18 protein-coding genes and 2 tRNA genes are annotated in these 18,330 nt (G+C 63.4%); 18 read left to right on the top strand and 2 right to left on the bottom strand.

Annotated features, from left to right (window positions below):
- Position 1: 1 nt before the first annotated feature.
- From xcpS to argE, 16 genes are all read left to right on the top strand, one after another.
- Positions 2-1,216: a GspF family T2SS innner membrane protein variant XcpS gene (xcpS, locus tag ACSZPK_RS09750; protein WP_437881254.1), complete on the top strand. Its 1,215-nt coding sequence runs from the start codon at positions 2-4 to the stop codon at positions 1,214-1,216.
- 3 nt (positions 1,217-1,219) lie between these two features.
- On the top strand, positions 1,220-1,654 hold the full coding sequence (gene gspG, locus ACSZPK_RS09745; RefSeq protein ID WP_437881253.1) for a type II secretion system major pseudopilin GspG: 435 nt from the start codon (positions 1,220-1,222) through the stop codon (positions 1,652-1,654).
- A 6-nt stretch (positions 1,655-1,660) separates the two neighbouring features.
- A complete protein-coding gene (gene gspH, locus ACSZPK_RS09740) occupies positions 1,661-2,239 on the top strand; it encodes a type II secretion system minor pseudopilin GspH (protein ID WP_437881252.1) in 579 nt (192 codons plus the stop codon).
- Positions 2,236-2,628 carry a type II secretion system minor pseudopilin GspI gene (gspI, locus tag ACSZPK_RS09735; protein WP_437881251.1) on the top strand — a complete coding sequence of 131 codons (393 nt, stop codon included), beginning with the start codon at positions 2,236-2,238 and terminating at the stop codon, positions 2,626-2,628. The genes gspH and gspI overlap by 4 nt, the downstream gene beginning before the upstream one ends.
- Positions 2,625-3,305: a type II secretion system minor pseudopilin GspJ gene (gspJ, locus tag ACSZPK_RS09730; protein WP_437881250.1), complete on the top strand. Its 681-nt coding sequence runs from the start codon at positions 2,625-2,627 to the stop codon at positions 3,303-3,305. The genes gspI and gspJ overlap by 4 nt, the downstream gene beginning before the upstream one ends.
- Positions 3,302-4,270 (top strand): type II secretion system minor pseudopilin GspK, encoded by a 969-nt coding sequence (gene gspK / locus ACSZPK_RS09725; RefSeq protein WP_437881249.1) that lies wholly within the window; start codon positions 3,302-3,304, stop codon positions 4,268-4,270. Before gspJ ends, gspK begins: the two co-directional genes overlap by 4 nt.
- A complete protein-coding gene (gene gspL / locus ACSZPK_RS09720; RefSeq protein WP_437881248.1) occupies positions 4,267-5,409 on the top strand; it encodes a type II secretion system protein GspL in 1,143 nt (380 codons plus the stop codon). Before gspK ends, gspL begins: the two co-directional genes overlap by 4 nt.
- Positions 5,406-5,918 carry a type II secretion system protein M gene (locus ACSZPK_RS09715; protein ID WP_437881247.1) on the top strand — a complete coding sequence of 171 codons (513 nt, stop codon included), beginning with the start codon at positions 5,406-5,408 and terminating at the stop codon, positions 5,916-5,918. Before gspL ends, ACSZPK_RS09715 begins: the two co-directional genes overlap by 4 nt.
- Before the next feature lie 167 nt (positions 5,919-6,085).
- Positions 6,086-6,161: transfer RNA gene (locus tag ACSZPK_RS09710), tRNA-Val, on the top strand.
- 33 nt (positions 6,162-6,194) lie between these two features.
- Positions 6,195-6,271: transfer RNA gene (locus ACSZPK_RS09705), tRNA-Asp, on the top strand.
- A gap of 297 nt (positions 6,272-6,568) precedes the next feature.
- Positions 6,569-7,492 (top strand): hypothetical protein, encoded by a 924-nt coding sequence (locus ACSZPK_RS09700; protein WP_437881246.1) that lies wholly within the window; start codon positions 6,569-6,571, stop codon positions 7,490-7,492.
- Positions 7,493-7,843: 351 nt separating this feature from the next.
- A complete protein-coding gene (locus ACSZPK_RS09695; RefSeq protein ID WP_437881245.1) occupies positions 7,844-8,995 on the top strand; it encodes an acyl-CoA dehydrogenase family protein in 1,152 nt (383 codons plus the stop codon).
- A gap of 178 nt (positions 8,996-9,173) precedes the next feature.
- Positions 9,174-10,490 carry a flavin-containing monooxygenase gene (locus tag ACSZPK_RS09690; RefSeq protein ID WP_437881244.1) on the top strand — a complete coding sequence of 439 codons (1,317 nt, stop codon included), beginning with the start codon at positions 9,174-9,176 and terminating at the stop codon, positions 10,488-10,490.
- Between the two features lie 27 nt (positions 10,491-10,517).
- Positions 10,518-10,952: a RidA family protein gene (locus tag ACSZPK_RS09685; protein WP_437881243.1), complete on the top strand. Its 435-nt coding sequence runs from the start codon at positions 10,518-10,520 to the stop codon at positions 10,950-10,952.
- Entirely contained in the window at positions 10,949-11,623 is a 675-nt protein-coding gene (locus tag ACSZPK_RS09680; RefSeq protein ID WP_437881242.1) for a DUF1028 domain-containing protein, read from the top strand. Before ACSZPK_RS09685 ends, ACSZPK_RS09680 begins: the two co-directional genes overlap by 4 nt.
- Before the next feature lie 20 nt (positions 11,624-11,643).
- Positions 11,644-12,798 (top strand): acetylornithine deacetylase, encoded by a 1,155-nt coding sequence (argE, locus tag ACSZPK_RS09675; protein WP_437881241.1) that lies wholly within the window; start codon positions 11,644-11,646, stop codon positions 12,796-12,798.
- A 153-nt stretch (positions 12,799-12,951) separates the two neighbouring features.
- On the opposite strand, the gene ACSZPK_RS09670 is transcribed toward argE, so the two are convergent.
- A complete protein-coding gene (locus ACSZPK_RS09670) occupies positions 12,952-13,245 on the bottom strand; it encodes a GIY-YIG nuclease family protein (RefSeq protein WP_437881240.1) in 294 nt (97 codons plus the stop codon).
- 665 nt (positions 13,246-13,910) lie between these two features.
- Positions 13,911-14,828 (bottom strand): LysR family transcriptional regulator, encoded by a 918-nt coding sequence (locus ACSZPK_RS09665; RefSeq protein ID WP_437881239.1) that lies wholly within the window; start codon positions 14,826-14,828, stop codon positions 13,911-13,913.
- Positions 14,829-15,293: 465 nt separating this feature from the next.
- On the opposite strand from ACSZPK_RS09665, the gene ACSZPK_RS09660 reads away from it, so the two are divergent.
- A complete protein-coding gene (locus ACSZPK_RS09660) occupies positions 15,294-16,784 on the top strand; it encodes an aldehyde dehydrogenase (protein ID WP_437881238.1) in 1,491 nt (496 codons plus the stop codon).
- Between the two features lie 39 nt (positions 16,785-16,823).
- Positions 16,824-18,197, top strand: a complete 1,374-nt coding sequence (locus ACSZPK_RS09655; RefSeq protein ID WP_437881237.1) for an aspartate aminotransferase family protein — start codon at positions 16,824-16,826, stop codon at positions 18,195-18,197.
- Positions 18,198-18,330: the final 133 nt, after the last annotated feature.

Below are 18,330 nucleotides of genomic sequence, written 5' to 3'. Positions count from 1 at the left end.
CATGGCCGCTTTTCAATACATCGCCCTGGACGCCAGGGGCCGCCAGCAGAAGGGTGTGCTCGAGGCCGACAGTGCGCGTCAGGTGCGGCAGATGCTGCGCGAGCGCCAGTTGTCGCCGCTGCAGGTCGATGCCATGCGCAACCGCGAGATGCCGCAAGGCGCAGGCCTCAGCCTGCGTCGCGGCTTGTCGGCGCGCGACCTGGCGCTGGTGACCCGGCAACTGGCGACATTGATCAGCGCCGCATTGCCTATCGAAGAAGCGCTGCGTGCCGCCGCCGCGCAATCGCGCCAGGCACGTATCCAGTCCATGTTGCTGGCGGTGCGCGCGCGGGTGCTGGAAGGGCATGGCCTGGCCTCGAGCCTGGCAGCGTTTCCCGCTGCATTTCCCGAGTTGTACCGGGCCACGGTGGCGGCCGGCGAGCATGCCGGCCACTTGGGGCCGGTCCTGGAACAGCTCGCCGACTACACCGAGCAACGCCAGCAGTCACGGCAGAAGGTGCAACTGGCGCTGCTCTATCCGCTGATCCTGATGAGCGCGTCGTTGTTGATCGTCGGCTTTTTGCTTGGCTACGTGGTGCCTGACGTGGTGCGGGTGTTCATCGATTCCGGGCAGACCCTGCCGTTGCTGACGAGGGGGCTGATCGCCACCAGTGAGTTCGCCAAGTCCTGGGGCTGGCTGGTGATCCTGCTGATCGTGATGGGTGTGATCGCTTTTCGTCGAGGCTTGCGTGCTGAGGCCATGCGCTTGCGCTGGCACGCCTTTTTGTTGCGCGTGCCGTTGGTCGGCGGGCTGATCCGGTCAACCGAGACCGCGCGCTTCGCCTCGACCCTGGCGATCCTGGTGCGCAGCGGCGTGCCGTTGGTCGAGGCGCTGGCCATCGGCACCGCCGTGGTGTCCAACCGGGTGATCCGTGCCGACGTGGTCCAGGCCACCCAACGCGTACGCGAGGGCGGCAGCCTGTCGCGGGCACTGGAAGCCAGCGAGCAGTTCCCGCCGATGATGCTGCACATGATCGCCAGCGGCGAACGCTCCGGCGAACTCGACCAGATGCTGGCGCGCACCGCGCGCAATCAGGAAAACGACCTGGCGGCGACCATCGGTCTGCTGGTCGGGCTCTTCGAGCCGTTCATGCTGGTCTTCATGGGAGGGGTGGTGCTGGTGATCGTGCTGGCCATCCTCCTGCCGATTCTGTCCTTGAACCAACTGGTGGGTTGAACGATGAACAAGCAGTCGCAACAACAGGGCTTCACCCTGATCGAGATCATGGTGGTGGTGGTCATCCTCGGCATCCTCGCCGCGCTGGTGGTGCCGCAGGTCATGGGCCGCCCGGACCAGGCCAAGGTCACCGTGGCGCAGAACGACATCCGTGCCATCGGCGCGGCGCTGGACATGTACAAGCTGGACAACCAGAACTACCCCAGCACCCAGCAGGGCCTGGAGGCGCTGGTGAAGAAACCGAGCGGCAACCCGCCGCCGAAGAACTGGAACCAGGAAGGCTACCTGAAGAAGCTGCCGATCGACCCCTGGGGCAACGTCTACCTGTACCTGGCGCCGGGCACCCATGGCAACACGTTCGACCTGTATTCCCTGGGCGCCGATGGCCAGGAAGGCGGCGAGGGCAGCAACGCCGACATCGGCAACTGGAACCTCTGACCGTCCATGCGCCGCGCCCGTGGCTTCACCCTGATCGAACTGCTGGTGGTGCTGGTCATCCTCGGCGTGCTGGTCGGCGTGGCGGTGCTCGGCAGCGGCATTGCCGACAGCCCGGCGCGCAAGCTCGACGACGAGGCCGAGCGCCTTGGCGACCTGCTGCGGGTGCTGCTCGACGAGGCGGTGCTGGACAACCGCGAGTACGGCGTGCGTTTCGACCGGCAGACCTACCAGGTACTGCGTTATGACGCACCACGGTCGCGCTGGCGCACGTTGGACGACAAGGTGCATGTCCTGCCGGATTGGGTCGAAGTGCGCATCGAACTGGACGAGCAGGCCGTGACCTTGCCGGTCGACTCCGACAAGCAGCGCGCGGATGACAGCAAGCAACCTGGCAAGGATCGGGATACGGACAGCCGCGTGGTCACCAGTGCCCCGCAATTGCTGATCCTTTCCAGCGGCGAATACACGCCGTTCCGCCTGCGCCTGGCCAGTCGCGAGCGCGGCGGGCCGGCGCTGGTCCTGTCCAGCGATGGCTTCTCCGATCCGCTGATCGAGGCGGAACAGAAAAGCGGTGCCAGGCGATGAGGCGCGCGCGTGGCTTCACCTTGCTCGAAGTGCTGGTGGCGCTGGCCATTTTTGCCCTGGTCGCCGCCAGCGTGCTGGTGGCCAGTTCGCGTGCCCTGCAAACCGCCGCCCGCCTGGAGGACAAGACCTTCGCCGCCTGGGTCGCGGAAAACCACATGCAGGCGTTGCAATTGAGCAAGGAGGCGCCAGCCGCCGGCAAGCAACAAGGCGAGGAACGCTACGCCGGGCGCGACTGGCGCTGGCAGAGTCGTATCGAGACCACCAGCGAACCGCTGATGCTGAGGGTGACCATCTGGGTTGCACCGCGCTCTGAAGGGGGCGCCCGGGGCGACATCGAAGACAACGCCCTGGCCAGTCTCACCGGCTTCCTGCGGAGTGAGCCACTGTGAGGCGCGCGGCAGGTTTCACCTTGCTGGAGCTGCTGATCGCCATCGCCATCTTCGCCTTGCTCGGCCTGGCCACCTATCGCATGTTCGATGCGGTGATCCAGGCGGACAAGGCGCAACGTGCCCAGGAGCAGCGCCTGCGCGAGTTGACCCGCGCCATGGCCGCTTTCGAACGGGATATCACCCAGGTGTTGATGCGCCCGGTGCGCGACCCGCTGGGCGATAGCATGCCGGCCTTCCAGGGCGACAGCGGCAAGAACACCTACGTGGCCTTCACTCGCCGTGGCTGGCGTAATCCACTCGGGCTGCCGCGCGCGACGATGCAACGGGTGCGCTGGCAATTGCAGGGCGAGGATTGGCAGCGCCTGTACTGGAATGTGCTGGACCAGGCGCAGGACAGCCAGCCACGGGTACAGCGTGCCTTGCAGGGGGTGACGCGCTTCGAGTTGCGTTTCCTCGATGATGAGGAGCGCTGGTCCCAGGTCTGGCCGGCTGCCAACAGTGGCGAAAGCGAATCGATGGTGCTGCTGCCCAGGGCCGTCGAGTTGATCGTCGAGCAGCGCCAGTACGGCGAGTTGCGGCGCGTCTGGCGTCTGCAAGACCCGACCGAGCAAGAGCAGCAGACTGCCGCCGACGGGCAGGAAAGCGAAGCCACCGACGAGACGGAGGCGACGCCATGAAGCATCAGCGAGGCGTCGCCCTGATCATGGTCCTGCTGGTAGTGGCGCTGGTGACGGTGGTATGCGCGGGCCTTGTGGTTCGCCAGCAACTGGCCATTCGCAGCACCGGCAACCAGTTGCTGGTCCGCCAGGCCTTCTACTACGCCCAAGGCGGGGAGTCCCTGGCCCAGGCCATCCTCAAGCGCGATCTGCGCCAGGGCAATCGACAGGCAGCGGTCGATCACCTGCGCGAGGCCTGGGCGGTGCCGCTGCTGACTTTTCCGCTCGACAATGGCGGCGAGTTGCATGTGCGCATCGTCGACCTGACGGGCCGTTTCAACCTCAATACCCTGGCCGCCGAAGGGCAGGCCGGGCAAGTGGCGCTGCAACGCTTCCGGCGCCTGCTGCTGGTGCTTGAACTGAACCCGCTGTATGCCGACCGTCTACAGGATTGGGTCGACCAGGATCAGGACCCATTTGGTTCGGCAGGCGCCGAGGATGCCCAATACCTGCTGCTCAAGCCGCCCTATCGGACCGGACCGGGAGAAATCATGGACGTTTCCGAATTGCGCCTGCTGATGGGCATGAGCGAGTCCGACTATCGCCGTCTGCGCCCCTTCGTCACGGCCTTGCCGATGCAGGCCGGACTCAACGTCAACACTGCCAGCGCCCAGGTGCTGGCCAGCCTGGCCGATGGGCTCACGCCGAAGATGCTGGAGGGTGTCATCGCCGGTCGCGGCGAGAGCGGCTACCGTGATATCGGCACGTTTCTCCAGCAACTGGGTGGCGCGGCAGACGAAGAGGGATTGGCAGTGGGCAGCGAATATTTCCAGGCGACCACCGAGGTCGACCTGGGCGACCGGCATCAGGTGCTGGTCAGTTATCTGCAGCGCGGCACCAATGGCACGGTTCGTGTCCTCGGCCGCGACCTGGGACAGGACGAGCTGATGCCGCTACCCGATCCTGACAAGGAGTCCGAACGATGACGGGCTGTTGTGTGTTCCTGTCGCCGCAGGCGTGTTCAGGCGTCGATCCCGATCTGCCGGTACAGCGTGTCGCCGCTGGTGAATGCCAGACCCTGGCGTTCGCCGATGCGCTACCCACTGAGCACGGCTGGCGCCTGATCCTGCCGGTCGAAGCGGTCACGGTCTGCGCGGTGACGCTGCCGACCACCAAGGCGCGCCTGTTGCAGAAGGCTTTGCCGTTCGCGGTCGAGGAACTGCTCGCCGAGGATGTCGAAGCGTTTCACCTGGCCGTTGGCGAAGCCCTGGGCGATGGCCGCTATCGGGTCTATGCCGTGCATCGTGCCTGGCTGGAGGGTTGGCTGGCGCTATGCGACGGCAACCGGCCGCAACGTATCGAGGTCGATGCCGATCTGTTGGCGGGCGAGGGCAGCCAGGTGCTTTGCCTGGACCAGCGCTGGTTGCTGGGCGGCGATGGCGACGTGCGCATGGCCCTGGCGCCCGAGGACTGGCCGGCGCTACGCGCATACAGCCCCGCGCCGCATAGCCTGCATGCCGTAGCCGGCCTGGTGTTGGACGAGCAGGCGGGCGAGCGCCATGACATCGACCACCCGTTGCTGTGGTTGGCTGGCCTGCCGCCACGAGGCAACCTGGCCCAAGGCACGTTTGCCCGGTGTGACGACTCCAGCGGCCTTGAACGGTGGTATCCGGTGGCAGCCGTCCTGGGTGTCTGGCTGGTGCTGCAACTGGGCTTCAACCTGGTGCAGGGCTGGCAATTGCGCAAGGAGGCGGCCCGTTACGCGGCCTCCAGCGAGGCGCTGTATCGCGAGCTGTTTCCGGACGATGCACGGCTGATCAACCTGCGGGCCCAGTTCGACCAGCACCTGAGCGAAGCCCAGGGTAGCGCGGGCAATCGCTTGCTCGGCCTGCTCGACCAGGCGGCGACGGCGATCAGCGCCGAAGGGGTGCAAGTGCGCGTCGAGCAACTGGATTTCAATGCCCAGCGCGGCGACCTGGCGTTCAACCTGCATGCCGGAGATTTCGCCACCCTGGAGCGCCTGCGCACGCGCTTGCAGGACGCAGGCCTGGCGGTCGACATGGGCTCGGCGAGCCGTGAGGATTCAGGGGTGAGTACGCGCCTGGTGATTGGAGAAAACGGATGAATATTGTCACGCTACAAGCGCGTTTCGAGCGCAGTGCCGCCGGCCAGTACTGGAACCATCTATCGCCACGGGACCGCCTGGCGCTGGGCGGCCTGTCGCTGTTCCTGCTGGTGGTCGTGCTCTATCTATCGATCTGGCGACCCATTGCCGCTCAGGTCGATCAGGCCCGGGCCAGCTTGCAGCAGCAGCGCTCGCTGAATGCCTATCTGGAGGCGAATGCCGAGCGTGCCCGCGCGGCCGCCGGGCATTCGCCCTCCGCGGCGGTGGAACCCGCTCGCCTGCCTGGCGTGGTAACCGCCAGTGCGGCAGCCCAGGGGTTGAGCGTCGAACGGCTGGACAGCCAGGGCGACGGCGGTGTGCAGGTGACCTTGCAGGCCACTGAGTTCGCCCGCCTGTTGCGCTGGATCAGCGAACTGGACGGGCAGGGGGTGCGCGTCGACGAGGCGGGCATCGAGCGGGCCGACAAGGGCCTGGTGACCAGCAGGTTGTTATTGCGCAGTGGCGCTTGAACTGCCGACTCATGCTACGGACGAGGTTCTGCTTTATCGTGAGTTGCCGATTCAGGTTTCCTCATTTCATGCGACAGCCCATGGTTTTTAAAAAATAAAAAAACTTCAAGCAGGGTATTGACTTAGCATCCGACCCTGCGTAAATTTCGCGGTCTCGCAAGTCACTCGGGTGATTAGCTCAGCCGGGAGAGCATCTGCCTTACAAGCAGAGGGTCGGCGGTTCGATCCCGTCATCACCCACCAACTTGCGGGAATGGACGAAAGTCCAGCCGACGCGCAGCGGTAGTTCAGTCGGTTAGAATACCGGCCTGTCACGCCGGGGGTCGCGGGTTCGAGTCCCGTCCGCTGCGCCATATTCGCTTCATGGGTCACTGAACGCCCTGGAGCAACGAAAAAGCGACTTCCGGGTCGCTTTTTTGTTTTCTGGAGTCCGTTCAAACCTATTCCCCGCCGCGAATTTTCAGTACGTCTTTGATGTTCTTCTTATGATCGCACTGTTTTTCTTTGTCCGTTCGGCGCAGTCCTCCTGCGTTGGCTCAAGAAAAAACTCCGCAGTGCCCGGGATTAATTGACCACTACAGATTCAGGCTCCCCGGCACCCCATGACCAAGGAAAGCTCCGCGGTTCATAGCGGAAATTCTATAGGCTAGATGCTTGAGTTTGCCAAATGGCGTTTTGCTATCTACGTTGAGAAAACAGTGGGTGGCAAAACGCCATGGCCTCTGCCATTAGACATCTTCATCAATAGCGTAAGGGAGTTCGCTTACATGATAAAAGCCGTTTCAATAATGATATTTATCACTCTTCTTTCGGGGTGTGTGTCATGGGAAATACCAACGACCCCCGGTGATATGAAAAATGCGCAAAACTACGGCTATCACCCTATTGACCCAATCCCTATAGAGCTAAACATAAAAAATCCAACATTATCTGTGTCAAATACGCATTTGTTGAATGCGCTTCCTGATGAAACTATGAGATTGGCGATAGGGCAGTTTGACGGGAAAGCTGGATTGACTTTTGGTGTCGCGGCAACAGGAGTAAAAGGTAACCAATACGTAGTGATACTTGATTATATAAAATTCAACACGAACTCGCTTCCTGTTGTTCTTGAAAAAAATAACACAAATATAAAGGCGAGTATTATACCTAATGCTCCAGAGCCAGATGCTTTGGTTCCTACTTATATTGGTGTCGGGTTGCGCCTGACTGCTAATATACTAGTCACGGAAGGGAGTGTGGACTTAGGTAATCTTTTTGCTTTAGGAGCAGCGGCAGAGGCCAAGAAGATTTCAGGCTCGCTAGTAATCCAAACACTGGGAGTCAGTGGAGAAAATGTTACGTCTGTAATTCCCATGCCAAGCGAAATCAATACCTCGACAATCCAGAACGCAATATTGGCGCTTGGAACCATCAAGGCGAAAATTTATGCGAATGACACAAAAATCACTCCAAGAGTCGTAGGGGTCTACAACAATCTAGGAGGGGGTGCAGAAACGATAAATGGATTTATATCTTCAATGCTTCTAAAGCCTAGAAGCATTGCGATCGACAATACGGTCGTTGTTAACTAACTCTCTATAACAAAAAGCACCTCGTTTGGGGTGCTTTTTATATTGGTCCAAGTACAGGAAAATACGCATACAGGGCTACCTGTTCGATCTCGATGGCACTTTGACCCAGTCGCGCCCGGCCTCGATGTGGAGCAGGAAAGTGCACGGCTGGCCATTTGCTTTTCGAGCCTGCCGATGGCATCAGGTTGGCGGGTATGGAACCTGTTCGAGCGCATCCGGAACGAACGCCATGTACACGCCAACCGACTATCTTCATTCGGAGTGGTGGGTGTCTGGGCAATGTCGCGAATAAGGTCTTCAAGCGACTCTCGCGATGATGCTTGATTGCTTCCGACCGGGTGGAGAACGCTGATGCACGATATCGGGCTGAGTGACGAGCAGCGCATGATCCGCGACATGGCCCGCGATTTCGCCCGCAATGAAATCGCGCCCCACGCCCAGGCCTGGGAGAAAACCGGCTGGATCGACGATGCCCTGGTGGCCAAGATGGGCGAGCTGGGCCTGCTCGGCATGGTGGTGCCGGAAGAGTGGGGTGGCAGCTACATCGACTACGTCGCCTACGCCTTGGCCGTGGAGGAAATTTCCGTTGGCGATGGCGCCGCTGGTGCGCTGATGAGCATCCACAACTCGGTTGGCTGCGGGCCCTTGTTGCGTTACGGCAGCGAGCAGCAGAAGCAGACCTGGCTCACCGCACTGGCCCAGGGCGAGGTGATTGGCTGCTTCTGCCTGACCGAAGCGCATGCCGGCTCTGAAGCGCATAACCTGCGTACCCGTGCCGAGCTGCGCGACGGCCAGTGGGTGCTCAACGGGGCCAAGCAGTTCGTCAGCAATGGCAGGCGCGCCAGGTTGGCCATCGTGTTCGCCGTGAGCGATCCTGGACTCGGCAAGAAAGGCCTTTCCGCCTTTCTCGTGCCTACCGATACCGCTGGCTTCGTCGTCGACCGCAGCGAACACAAGATGGGGCTCAAGGCGTCGGATACCTGTGCCGTGACCCTGGCCGACTGCACGGTGCCGGAAAGCAGCCTGCTCGGTCCGCGCGGCAAGGGGCTGGCCATTGCCCTGGCCAACCTCGAAGGCGGGCGCATCGGCATCGCGGCCCAGGCGCTGGGTATCGCCCGGGCGGCATTCGAAGCGGCGCTGGCCTATGCCAGGGAACGCAAGCAGTTCGGCCAGGCCATCATCGAGCACCAGAGCATCGCCAACCTGCTGGCCGATATGCATACCCAACTGAACGCGGCGCGCTTGCTGATCCTGCATGCGGCGAGATTGAAGACAGCGGGCAATCCCTGCCTGTCGGAAGCCTCGCAAGCCAAGCTGTTCGCCTCGGAAATGGCCGAGCGTGTCTGCTCCAAGGCGATACAGATCCACGGTGGCTACGGCTATCTGGAGGACTATCCGGTGGAGAAATGCTACCGCGATGCGCGTATCACCCAGATCTACGAAGGCACCAGCGAGATCCAGCGTTTGTTGATCGCACGCGAGCTGTCGAACTATGTCCTGTGAGGCCACGGGCTTGGAAGCGGCCTTCTGTCCGCGCGGATTCGATCAGGCAGCTTTTTCCTAGCCTGCGACTACAAAAATCATAATTTCGCGATTGCCTCGCTCTGAACAGAATGCGGACAACACCCGCCCCATGGCCGCAACTGCGCAGCGCCATGATCAGAAGCAGAGCAGGCTAGCCATGACCGACCTGAATCAACGTGCTTTTCCAAGCAGCGAAAAGCCCCTCGCAACAACCGAGATCGACACCCTCATCGTTGGCGCTGGCCAGGCCGGCGTGGCGATGAGCGAACACTTGGGCAAACTCGGCGTGCCGCACCTGGTGCTGGAGCGCAAGCGCATCGCCGAAGCCTGGCGCACCGGGCGCTGGGACTCGCTGGTGGCCAACGGCCCGGCCTGGCACGACCGCTTCCCCGGCCTGGAATTCGAAGGCCTCGACCCGGACGCCTTCCCCTCGAAAGAGCGCATCGCCACCTACTTCGAGGACTACGCGCGCAAGTTCGACGCGCCGATCCGCACCGGCGTCGAAGTGAAGAAAGTCACGCGCAACGCCGATCGTCCCGGCTTCACCATCGAGACGTCCGAGGGCGTGATCCAGGCCAACCGTGTGGTGGCAGCCACCGGGCCGTTCCAGCAGCCGGTGATCCCGGCCATCGCGCCCAAGGACGAACGGCTGCTGCAGATTCACTCCGCCGCTTACCGCAACCCGCAGCAACTGCCGGAAGGCGCGGTACTGGTGGTCGGCGCCGGTTCCTCGGGCGTGCAGATCGCCGACGAGCTGCAACGTGCCGGACGCCAGGTCTACCTGTCGGTCGGTCCCCATGATCGCCCGCCACGCGCCTATCGCAACCGTGATTTCGTCTGGTGGCTGGGTGTGCTCGGCCTGTGGGACCTGGAAGCGGCGCAACCAGGCAAGGAACACGTGACCATCGCCGTCAGCGGTGCGCGTGGCGGCCATACCATCGACTTTCGCAACCTGGCGCACCAGGGCATCACCCTGGTGGGCCTGACCCGCTCGTTCAACGATGGCGTGGTCACCTTCCAGGACGACCTGGCGGAGAACATCGCCCGGGGCGATGAGAACTACCTGTCGCTGCTCGACGCCGCCGACGCCTATGTCGAGCGTAATCGTCTCGACCTGCCGGAGGAGCCGCAAGCGCGGGCCAAATCCCCTGATCCACGCTGCGTAACCGAGCCGATCCTCGAACTCGACCTGGCCAAGGCCGGCGTGACCACGATCATCTGGGCGACCGGCTACTCGGTGGATTTCAGCTGGCTGGACGTCAATGCCTTCGACGCCAAGGGCAAGCCGCAGCACCAGCGCGGCGTATCCCGCGAGCCGGGAGTCTATTTCGTCGGCCTGCCATGGCTGTCGCGCCGTGGGTCGACCTTCATCTGGGGCGTCTGGCATGACGCCAAGCACATCGCCGATCACATCGCCACGCAGCGCAAGTACAGCGCCTACCGCGATGCATCGCAGCGCCAGAACCACGACTGAACCGCCTTTCTACCGGAAGTGACCCCGATGCCCACGCATACCCGCATCCGCATGTTCAACACCAAGCAAACCTATCCCAACCAGAGCCTGGACAACGACCTGTGCCAGGCCGTGCGCGCCGGCAACACCGTGTATGTGCGCGGCCAGGTCGGCACCGACTTCGAGGGTAATCTGGTCGGTCTTGGCGACCCGCGCGCGCAGACCGAGCAGGCGATGAAGAACCTCAAGCAACTGCTGGAAGAGGCCGGCAGCGACCTGTCGCACATCGTCAAGACCACCACCTACATCATCGATCCGCGCTACCGCGAGCCGGTCTACCAGGAGGTCGGCAAGTGGCTGAAGGGCGTGTTTCCGATCTCCACCGGCCTGGTCGTGTCGGCCCTCGGCCAGCCGCAGTGGCTGATGGAGATCGATGTGATCGCGGTGATCCCGGATGACTGGCAGGCCGAGGCACGCCCATGACCTTTTCCATCGTTGGCCGCTGCCCCGACACGGGCATGCTCGGCACCGCCATCAGTTCATCGAGCATCGCCGTCGGTGCCCGCTGCCCCTGGCTGCGCGCCGGGGTGGGCGCGGTGTCGACACAGAACATCACGCTGCCGGCCCTGGGGCCGCAGATCCTCGCCTTGCTGGAAGCTGGCAGCGACCCGTCCACGGCCCTGCGCCAGGCCCTGGACAGCAATGGCTACGGTCAATATCGCCAGGTCACTGTGATCGACAGCCACGGCGTCAGCGCGTATTTCACCGGTAGCGAGGCGTTGGGGCTGAACCATGCCAAGGCCGGTGAACAGTGCGTGGCGGCGGGGAACCTGCTGGCCTCTACCGAGGTGATCGAGGCGATGGTCGCGGCATTCGAGGGGGCCGATGGCGGGCTGCCGGATCGACTGCTGGCGGCCATGCATGCCGCCATGGCGGCAGGCGGCGAGGCGGGGCCGGTGCACTCGGCAGCCTTGTCGGTGGTGGGCGACCTGGTCTGGCCGGTGGTCGACCTGCGGGTCGATTGGGCCGACGAGGACCCCATCGGCGAACTGGACAGACTCTGGCGCGCCTACGAGCCGCAGTTGCACGACTACATCACCCGTGCCCTCGATCCGACCAAGGCGCCGAGCTACGGCGTGCCGGGCGACGAGTGAGGCATTCCGACGAGGTCTCCATGCTCGACAGCCGCGCACTGCTGGAAAAACTGATCGCCTTCGACACCACCAGCCGTGAGTCGAACCTGGCGCTGATCGACTGCGTGCGTGACTACCTCGCGGGGCTCGGTATCGCCAGCGTGCTGATCTTCAACGACGAGCGAACCAAGGCCAACCTGCATGCGCGCGTGGGCCCGCCGGGGCCGGGTGGCGTGATGCTGTCCGGGCACAGCGACGTGGTGCCGGTGGATGGCCAGGCCTGGACGCTGCCGCCGTTCCAGTTGAGCGAGCGGGAAGGGCGCCTGTACGGGCGCGGCACGGCCGACATGAAAGGTTTCATCGCCTGCGTGCTGGCCAGCCTGCCACGCTTCCTCGAACAGCCCCTGCGCCTGCCGCTGCATATCGCCATTTCCTACGACGAGGAAGTCGGTTGCCTGGGTGTGCGCAGCCTGGTCGAGCAATTGCGTGCCAGCCCTGATCGACCCGCTATCTGCCTGATCGGCGAACCCACGGACATGCGCCCGGTACTTGGCCACAAGGGCAAGCTGGCGATGCGCTGCGACGTGCATGGCGCGGCTTGCCACTCGGCCTATGCGCCCCTGGGGGTGAACGCCATCGAGTACGCTGCGCGCCTGATCGGCCAGCTCGGCGAAATCGGCCAGCGCCTGGCCGATCCGGATCGGCATGACGAGCGCTTCGATCCACCGTATTCGACGGTACAGACCGGGCTGATCCAGGGTGGCCGCGCACTGAATATCGTCCCGGCCGAATGCCGTTTCGACTTCGAGGTACGGGCCTTGCCGGCGGACGATCCGCAGCAGGTGGCCAGCGAGTTGCGTGCCTATGCCGAGGCTGAACTGTTGCCGCGCATGCGGGCGGTCGACCCGCATAGCGCGATCCACTTCAGCGAGCTATCGAGCTATCCGGGCCTGCTCACGGAACCGGGCAGCGATGCTGCACGCCTGCTGGCGTTGCTCTGTGGCCACGAGGATTTCTCGACCGTGGCATTCGGCACCGAAGGTGGATTGTTCGATGAAGCCGGCATCGCCACGGTGATCTGCGGCCCCGGCAGCATGGACCAGGGCCACAAGCCGGACGAGTTCGTCAGTCTCGAGCAATTGGCCCAGTGCGATGCCTGGCTTGCGCGTCTCGCGGGGTGGATGCGGCTGGCGTGACTGCTGCGGGGCCTGGTGGTGGTTTCACTGGATTCCCGCCTGCGCGGGAATGACGGAGTGGCGGGTGTAGCACCACTTCATTTCCCACACCCCGTCATTCCCGCGCAGGCGGGAATCCAGAAGAGAGCTGCAACTGGCAAGACGCAGGCACCATTAACTCACTATCTCCTCCCACAAATCCTGCCAGTCGGGATTGCCGGCCTCGATCAGGCTCAGCTTCCACTCCCTTCGCCATTTCTTCAGCTGCTTCTCGCGCGCCACGGCAGCGAGCATGGATTCATGCATTTCGTAATGAACCAGCCGGTGCACGCCATAGCGCTGCGTGAACCCTTCGACGCAGTCGTTACGGTGTTCCCAGATACGTTTGCTGAGGTTGGAGGTGACGCCGACGTAGAGCGTGCCATTGCGCTGACTGGCGAGGATATAGACGGCGGATTGCTTGGGCATGGATTGTCCTTCCTGGACGGTATCGTTCCTTCGTCGGTGAGTCTAACGAGGGGATGGCTTGGCTGGGAATTCTGCTTTTTGAGGCGCCGTGCACGTTTATGGAAACAGGCTTGGTGGTGGTTTCACTGGATTCCCGCCTACGCGGGAATGACGGAGTGGCGGGTGTAGCACCACGTCATTTCCCCACACCGCGTCATTCCCGCGAAGGCGGGAATCCAATTAAATGCGAAGTGCATATGCCAGGGCGCAGGTCAGGTGCTGGTTTTGCTGGATTCCCGCCTACGCGGGAGTGACGGAGTGGCGGGTGTAGCACCGCGTCATTTCCCCACACCGCGTCATTCCCGCGAAGGCGGGAATCCAATTAAATGTGAAGTGCATATACCTGGGTTCAGGTCAGGTGCTGGTTTTGCTGGATTCCCGCCTACGCGGGAATGACGAAGTGGCGGGTGTAGCACCACTTTATTTCCCCACACCGCGTCATTCCCGCGCAGGCGGGAATCCATTAAATGCGAAGTGCATATGCCAGGGCGCAGGTCAGGTGCTGGTTTTGCTGGATTCCCGCCTATGCAGGAGTGACGGAGTAGAGGGTGTAGCACCACGTCATTTCCCCACACCACGTCATTCCCGCGCAGGCGGGAATCCAATAAACGCGCAGCACTGCGCTATCAGGCCTCGCCGGCCACCGGCCCCAGTTGCTCCTTGCAGTAATCGACGAACAGCTGCGCCGGTTTGGTCAGTTGCGCGCGCTTGAGCCAGGCCGCCACCAGGCCGGAGCCGGTGACGTTCTCGGCGATGTCCACGCAGACCACCTGCTTGCCGTCGTAGGTGGTGTTGCAGTACGGGCGGGTGACCAGCACCGAGAAGCCGAAGCCCTGGCCGACCATGCCGCGCACCATCTCGATGGAGGGTGAGCTGAAGGCGATATTGGGGGTCAGGCCCAGCTCTTCGAAGATGCTGACGAAGTAGGTACGGCTCGGCAGCACGTCGAGCAGGATCATCGGTTCCAGTACCAGGTCGCGCAGCGACACGCGCTCCTGCGCGGCGAAGCGATGGCCTTCCGGCAGCAGCGCATAGGGTCGCTGCGGTGGCATCAGCGGGTCGGTCTCGATGGTGCCGTCCAGGTCGTGCTCGTAGAAGATCGCCAGGTCGAAGCGCCCTCCGGTCAGGCCTTGCACCAGTTCCTGCTGCTCGCCGTCGTGCAGGCGGATTTCCACGCCTGGATAGAGATCGCGGAATCCGGCGATCAGGCGCGGCAGGTAGAGCGGGGCGACCGTCTCGAAGCAGCCGATGTCGATCTGCCCGGCCACCACGTCGTTGTCGGCCAGGGCGTTCTGCTCGAACTCGTGGGCCATGCGCAGCAGTTCCTGGGCCTTGCGGTAGAACCGCGCGCCGCTGGGGGTGAGCGAGACGCCCTGGGCGTGGTGGCGGATGAACAGTTGCACGCCGAAGCTTTCTTCCAGGCCCTTGATCGCCGTGGAAATCGACGGCTGGGCGATGTACAGCTTGCGCGACGCCTCGGCGACGCTACCGCACTCCACGGTGGTAACGAAATAGCGGATCTGGCGCAGGGTGTAGGAAGCCACGGAATACCTCGCTGTGACGAATGCGGCACTCACCATAGCGCGGGGGCAAGGTCGCGCCCGCACAGCATTTTGCTGGGCAGTGGGCAGGTTTTTCTTGGCCTGCCCGCACTGCTGGTGAACGGGGTGAAACGGTAACGATCCGGGGCCGTTGCAAGATACTGGCCGGGTCTTGCCGTCTGGCAATGCGGCTGGCGGGGAGCGGTCGCAGGCACCGAAACGGAGCGTCGCGCATCAGGCGGATTCATCCCATGCAACCAGGTGAGCTGGCGGATTGCCTTGGAGCGAACGATCCTGGCCCTGTCAGCGTGCAATTCGGTGCTTCGATCTGGTGCGCGATGCGCGTTGTTGGGGCGTGAGAAGCCAGTTTTTTCGTATGTCCCGATGACATATTTAATAATTTTCCTCTAACCGCCCTTGCGCCACCATCAGCTCGCAACAGCATTCAACCGGCGAGAGGAGAGGGCGGTGTACGAACTCAGCGATTGGCAACAGCGTGCCCAGCGACAGCGCTTCATCGAAGGCTCGATCATCGGCGGTCGTCAGGTCGCTGCGCAGTCCGGCGCCACCTTCGCCTCGCTCGATCCCGCCACCGGCAAGCTGCTGGCCCAGGTTGCCGCCTGCGATGCTGTCGATGTCGACCTGGCCGTGCGCGCCGCTCGCCAATCCTTCGAGGCTGGAGTGTGGTCGCGGCGCTCGCCGGTCGAACGCAAGCAGGTGCTGCTCAAGCTGGCTGAACTGATCCTCGCCAACCGTGATGAGCTCGCCCTGCTCGATTCGCTGAACATGGGCAAGCCGGTGATGGATGCCTGGAACATCGATGTGCCAGGCGCGGCCGGCGTGTTCCGCTGGTACGCGGAGAGCCTCGACAAGCTGTACGACGAAGTCGCGCCCAGTGCCGTCAACGTGCTCGCCACCGTCACCCGCGAAGCGCTGGGCGTGGTTGCCGCGGTGGTGCCATGGAATTTCCCGTTGGACATGGCCGCCTGGAAACTCGCACCGGCCCTCGCTGCCGGTAACTCGGTGATTCTCAAACCCGCCGAGCAATCGCCGTTCTCCGCGTTGCGGCTGGCCGAGCTGGCGCTGGAGGCGGGCATTCCGGAAGGCGTGTTCAACGTCATAACGGGCTTGGGAGAAAGCGCCGGCAAGGCCCTGGGCCTGCATATGGATGTCGATTGCCTGGCCTTCACTGGCTCCACCGAGGTGGGCAAGTTTTTCATGGGTTATTCGGCGCAATCCAACCTCAAGCAGGTGTGGCTGGAGTGCGGCGGCAAGAGCGCCAACCTGGTGTTCGCCGATTGCCAGGACCTGGACCTGGCCGCCGAGAAAGCCGCCTTCGGCATCTTCTTCAATCAGGGCGAGGTCTGCTCGGCCAATTCGCGCCTGCTGGTCGAGCGCTCGATCCACGATGAATTCGTCGAGCGGGTGATCGCCAAGGCCCGCGACTGGCAGCCCGGCGATCCGCTGAATCCCGCCAGCCGCGCGGGTGCCATCGTCGACTCGCGCCAGACCGCGCGGATCATGACGTTCATTGGCGACGCCCTGGCCGACGGCGCGCATCTTGCCTGTGGTGGCAAGCGCCTGAGTTTCAACGACTCGGACAACTTCGTCGAACCGACCCTGTTCACCGGCGTGACAGCGCACAGCCGCCTGGCCCGCGACGAAGTGTTCGGCCCGGTACTGGCGGTCATGCCGTTCGACAGCGAGGAGCAGGCCGTGCAATTGGCCAACGACAGCATTTACGGCCTGGCCGCTTCGCTGTGGAGCGACGACCTCAACCGCGCGCATCGCGTGGCAAAGCGCCTGAAGGTCGGCACCGTTTCGGTCAACACGGTCGATGCGCTGGATGTCAGCACGCCCTTCGGCGGTGGCAGGCAGTCTGGTTTCGGCCGCGACCTGTCGCTGCATTCGTTCGACAAATACACCCAGCTGAAAACCACCTGGTTTCAATTGCGTTGAGCCCTGGCCACTAGAGCCAGGCGGAAAAGGAGCACTGCGATGACTGCCCCGAAGCACACCACGAAGCAATACCAGGCACTGGATGCGGCGCACCACATCCATGCCTTCCTCGACCAGAAGGCGCTGAACGACAAGGGGGCGCTGGTGATCGCCAAGGGCCAGGGCCTGAACCTCTGGGACACGGATGGCAAGCGTTACCTGGACGGCATGTCAGGCCTGTGGTGCACCGCGCTGGGCTATGGCCGCGAGGACCTCAACGAAGCGGCCAGCCGGCAGTTGCAGGAGCTGCCGTACTACAACCTGTTTTTCCACACCACCCACCCGCGCGTGGTGGAGCTGTCGGAACTGCTGTTCAGCCTGCTGCCGGCGCACTACAGCCACGCCATCTACACCAACTCCGGCTCCGAGGCCAACGAGGTGTTGATCCGCAGCGTGCGCCGTTACTGGCAAATCCTCGGCCAGCCGCAGAAGAAGGTGATGATCGGCCGCTGGAACGGCTACCACGGCTCGACCCTGGGCAGCACCGCGCTGGGCGGCATGGGCTTCATGCACGAGATGGGCGGCATGCTGCCGGACTTCGCCCACATCGGCGAGCCGTACTACTTCGCCGAAGGTGGCGAACTGAGTGAAGAAGCGTTCGGCCTCAAGGCAGCCCGTGAGCTGGAAGCGAAGATTCTCGAACTGGGCGCGCAGAACGTTGCGGCGTTCGTCGCCGAACCCTTCCAGGGCGCGGGCGGCATGATCTTCCCGCCGGCCAGCTACTGGGCGGAGGTGCAGCGCATCTGCCGCCAGTACGACGTATTGCTGTGCGCCGACGAAGTGATCGGCGGCTTCGGCCGTACCGGCGAATGGTTCGCCCACCAGCACTTCGGCTTCGAGCCGGACACCCTGACCATCGCCAAGGGCCTGACCAGCGGCTACATCCCCATGGGCGGCCTGGTGCTCAGTGCGCGCATGGCCGAGGTGCTGGTGCAGCAGGGCGGCGTGTTCGCCCATGGCCTGACCTATGCCGGCCACCCGGTGGCGGCCGCCGTGGCCATCGCCAACCTCACCGCGCTGCGTGACGAGAAGATCGTCGAGACGGTGAAGAACGACACCGGCCCATACCTGCAGAAGCTGCTGCGCGAGACCTTCGCCGAACACCCGTTGATCGGGGAGGTGCAGGGCGCCGGCCTGGTCGCCGCCCTGCAGTTCTGCGCAGACAAGGCCACGCGCAAACGCTTCGCCAACGAGAACGACATCGCCTGGCATTGCCGCACCGTCGGCTTCGACGAAGGCCTGATCATTCGCTCGACCCTGGGCCGCATGATCATGGCCCCGGCGCTGGTCGCCAGCCATGCCGAGCTGGATGAGCTGGTGGAGAAAACCCGTCGCGCGGTGGACCGCACCGCCCGCGAGCTGAACCTGCTGTAACCCGAAACCGTTCCGCAGAGAACGGCGCAAGAACCAGGCGCCGGCCCGATGAGGCCGGCCCGCAAGAACGTGCTTCGGCCATTGGCCAATCCTGCCCCACGCAAAACCAAAAACGAGCCAACAGGCTGTGGGA

The organism is Pseudomonas sp. LRF_L74 (assembly GCF_965644255.1).
Classification (GTDB): domain Bacteria; phylum Pseudomonadota; class Gammaproteobacteria; order Pseudomonadales; family Pseudomonadaceae; genus Aquipseudomonas.
Note: the sequence above shows the minus strand (reverse complement) of the source record. Positions and strands in the feature narration are given on the sequence as shown.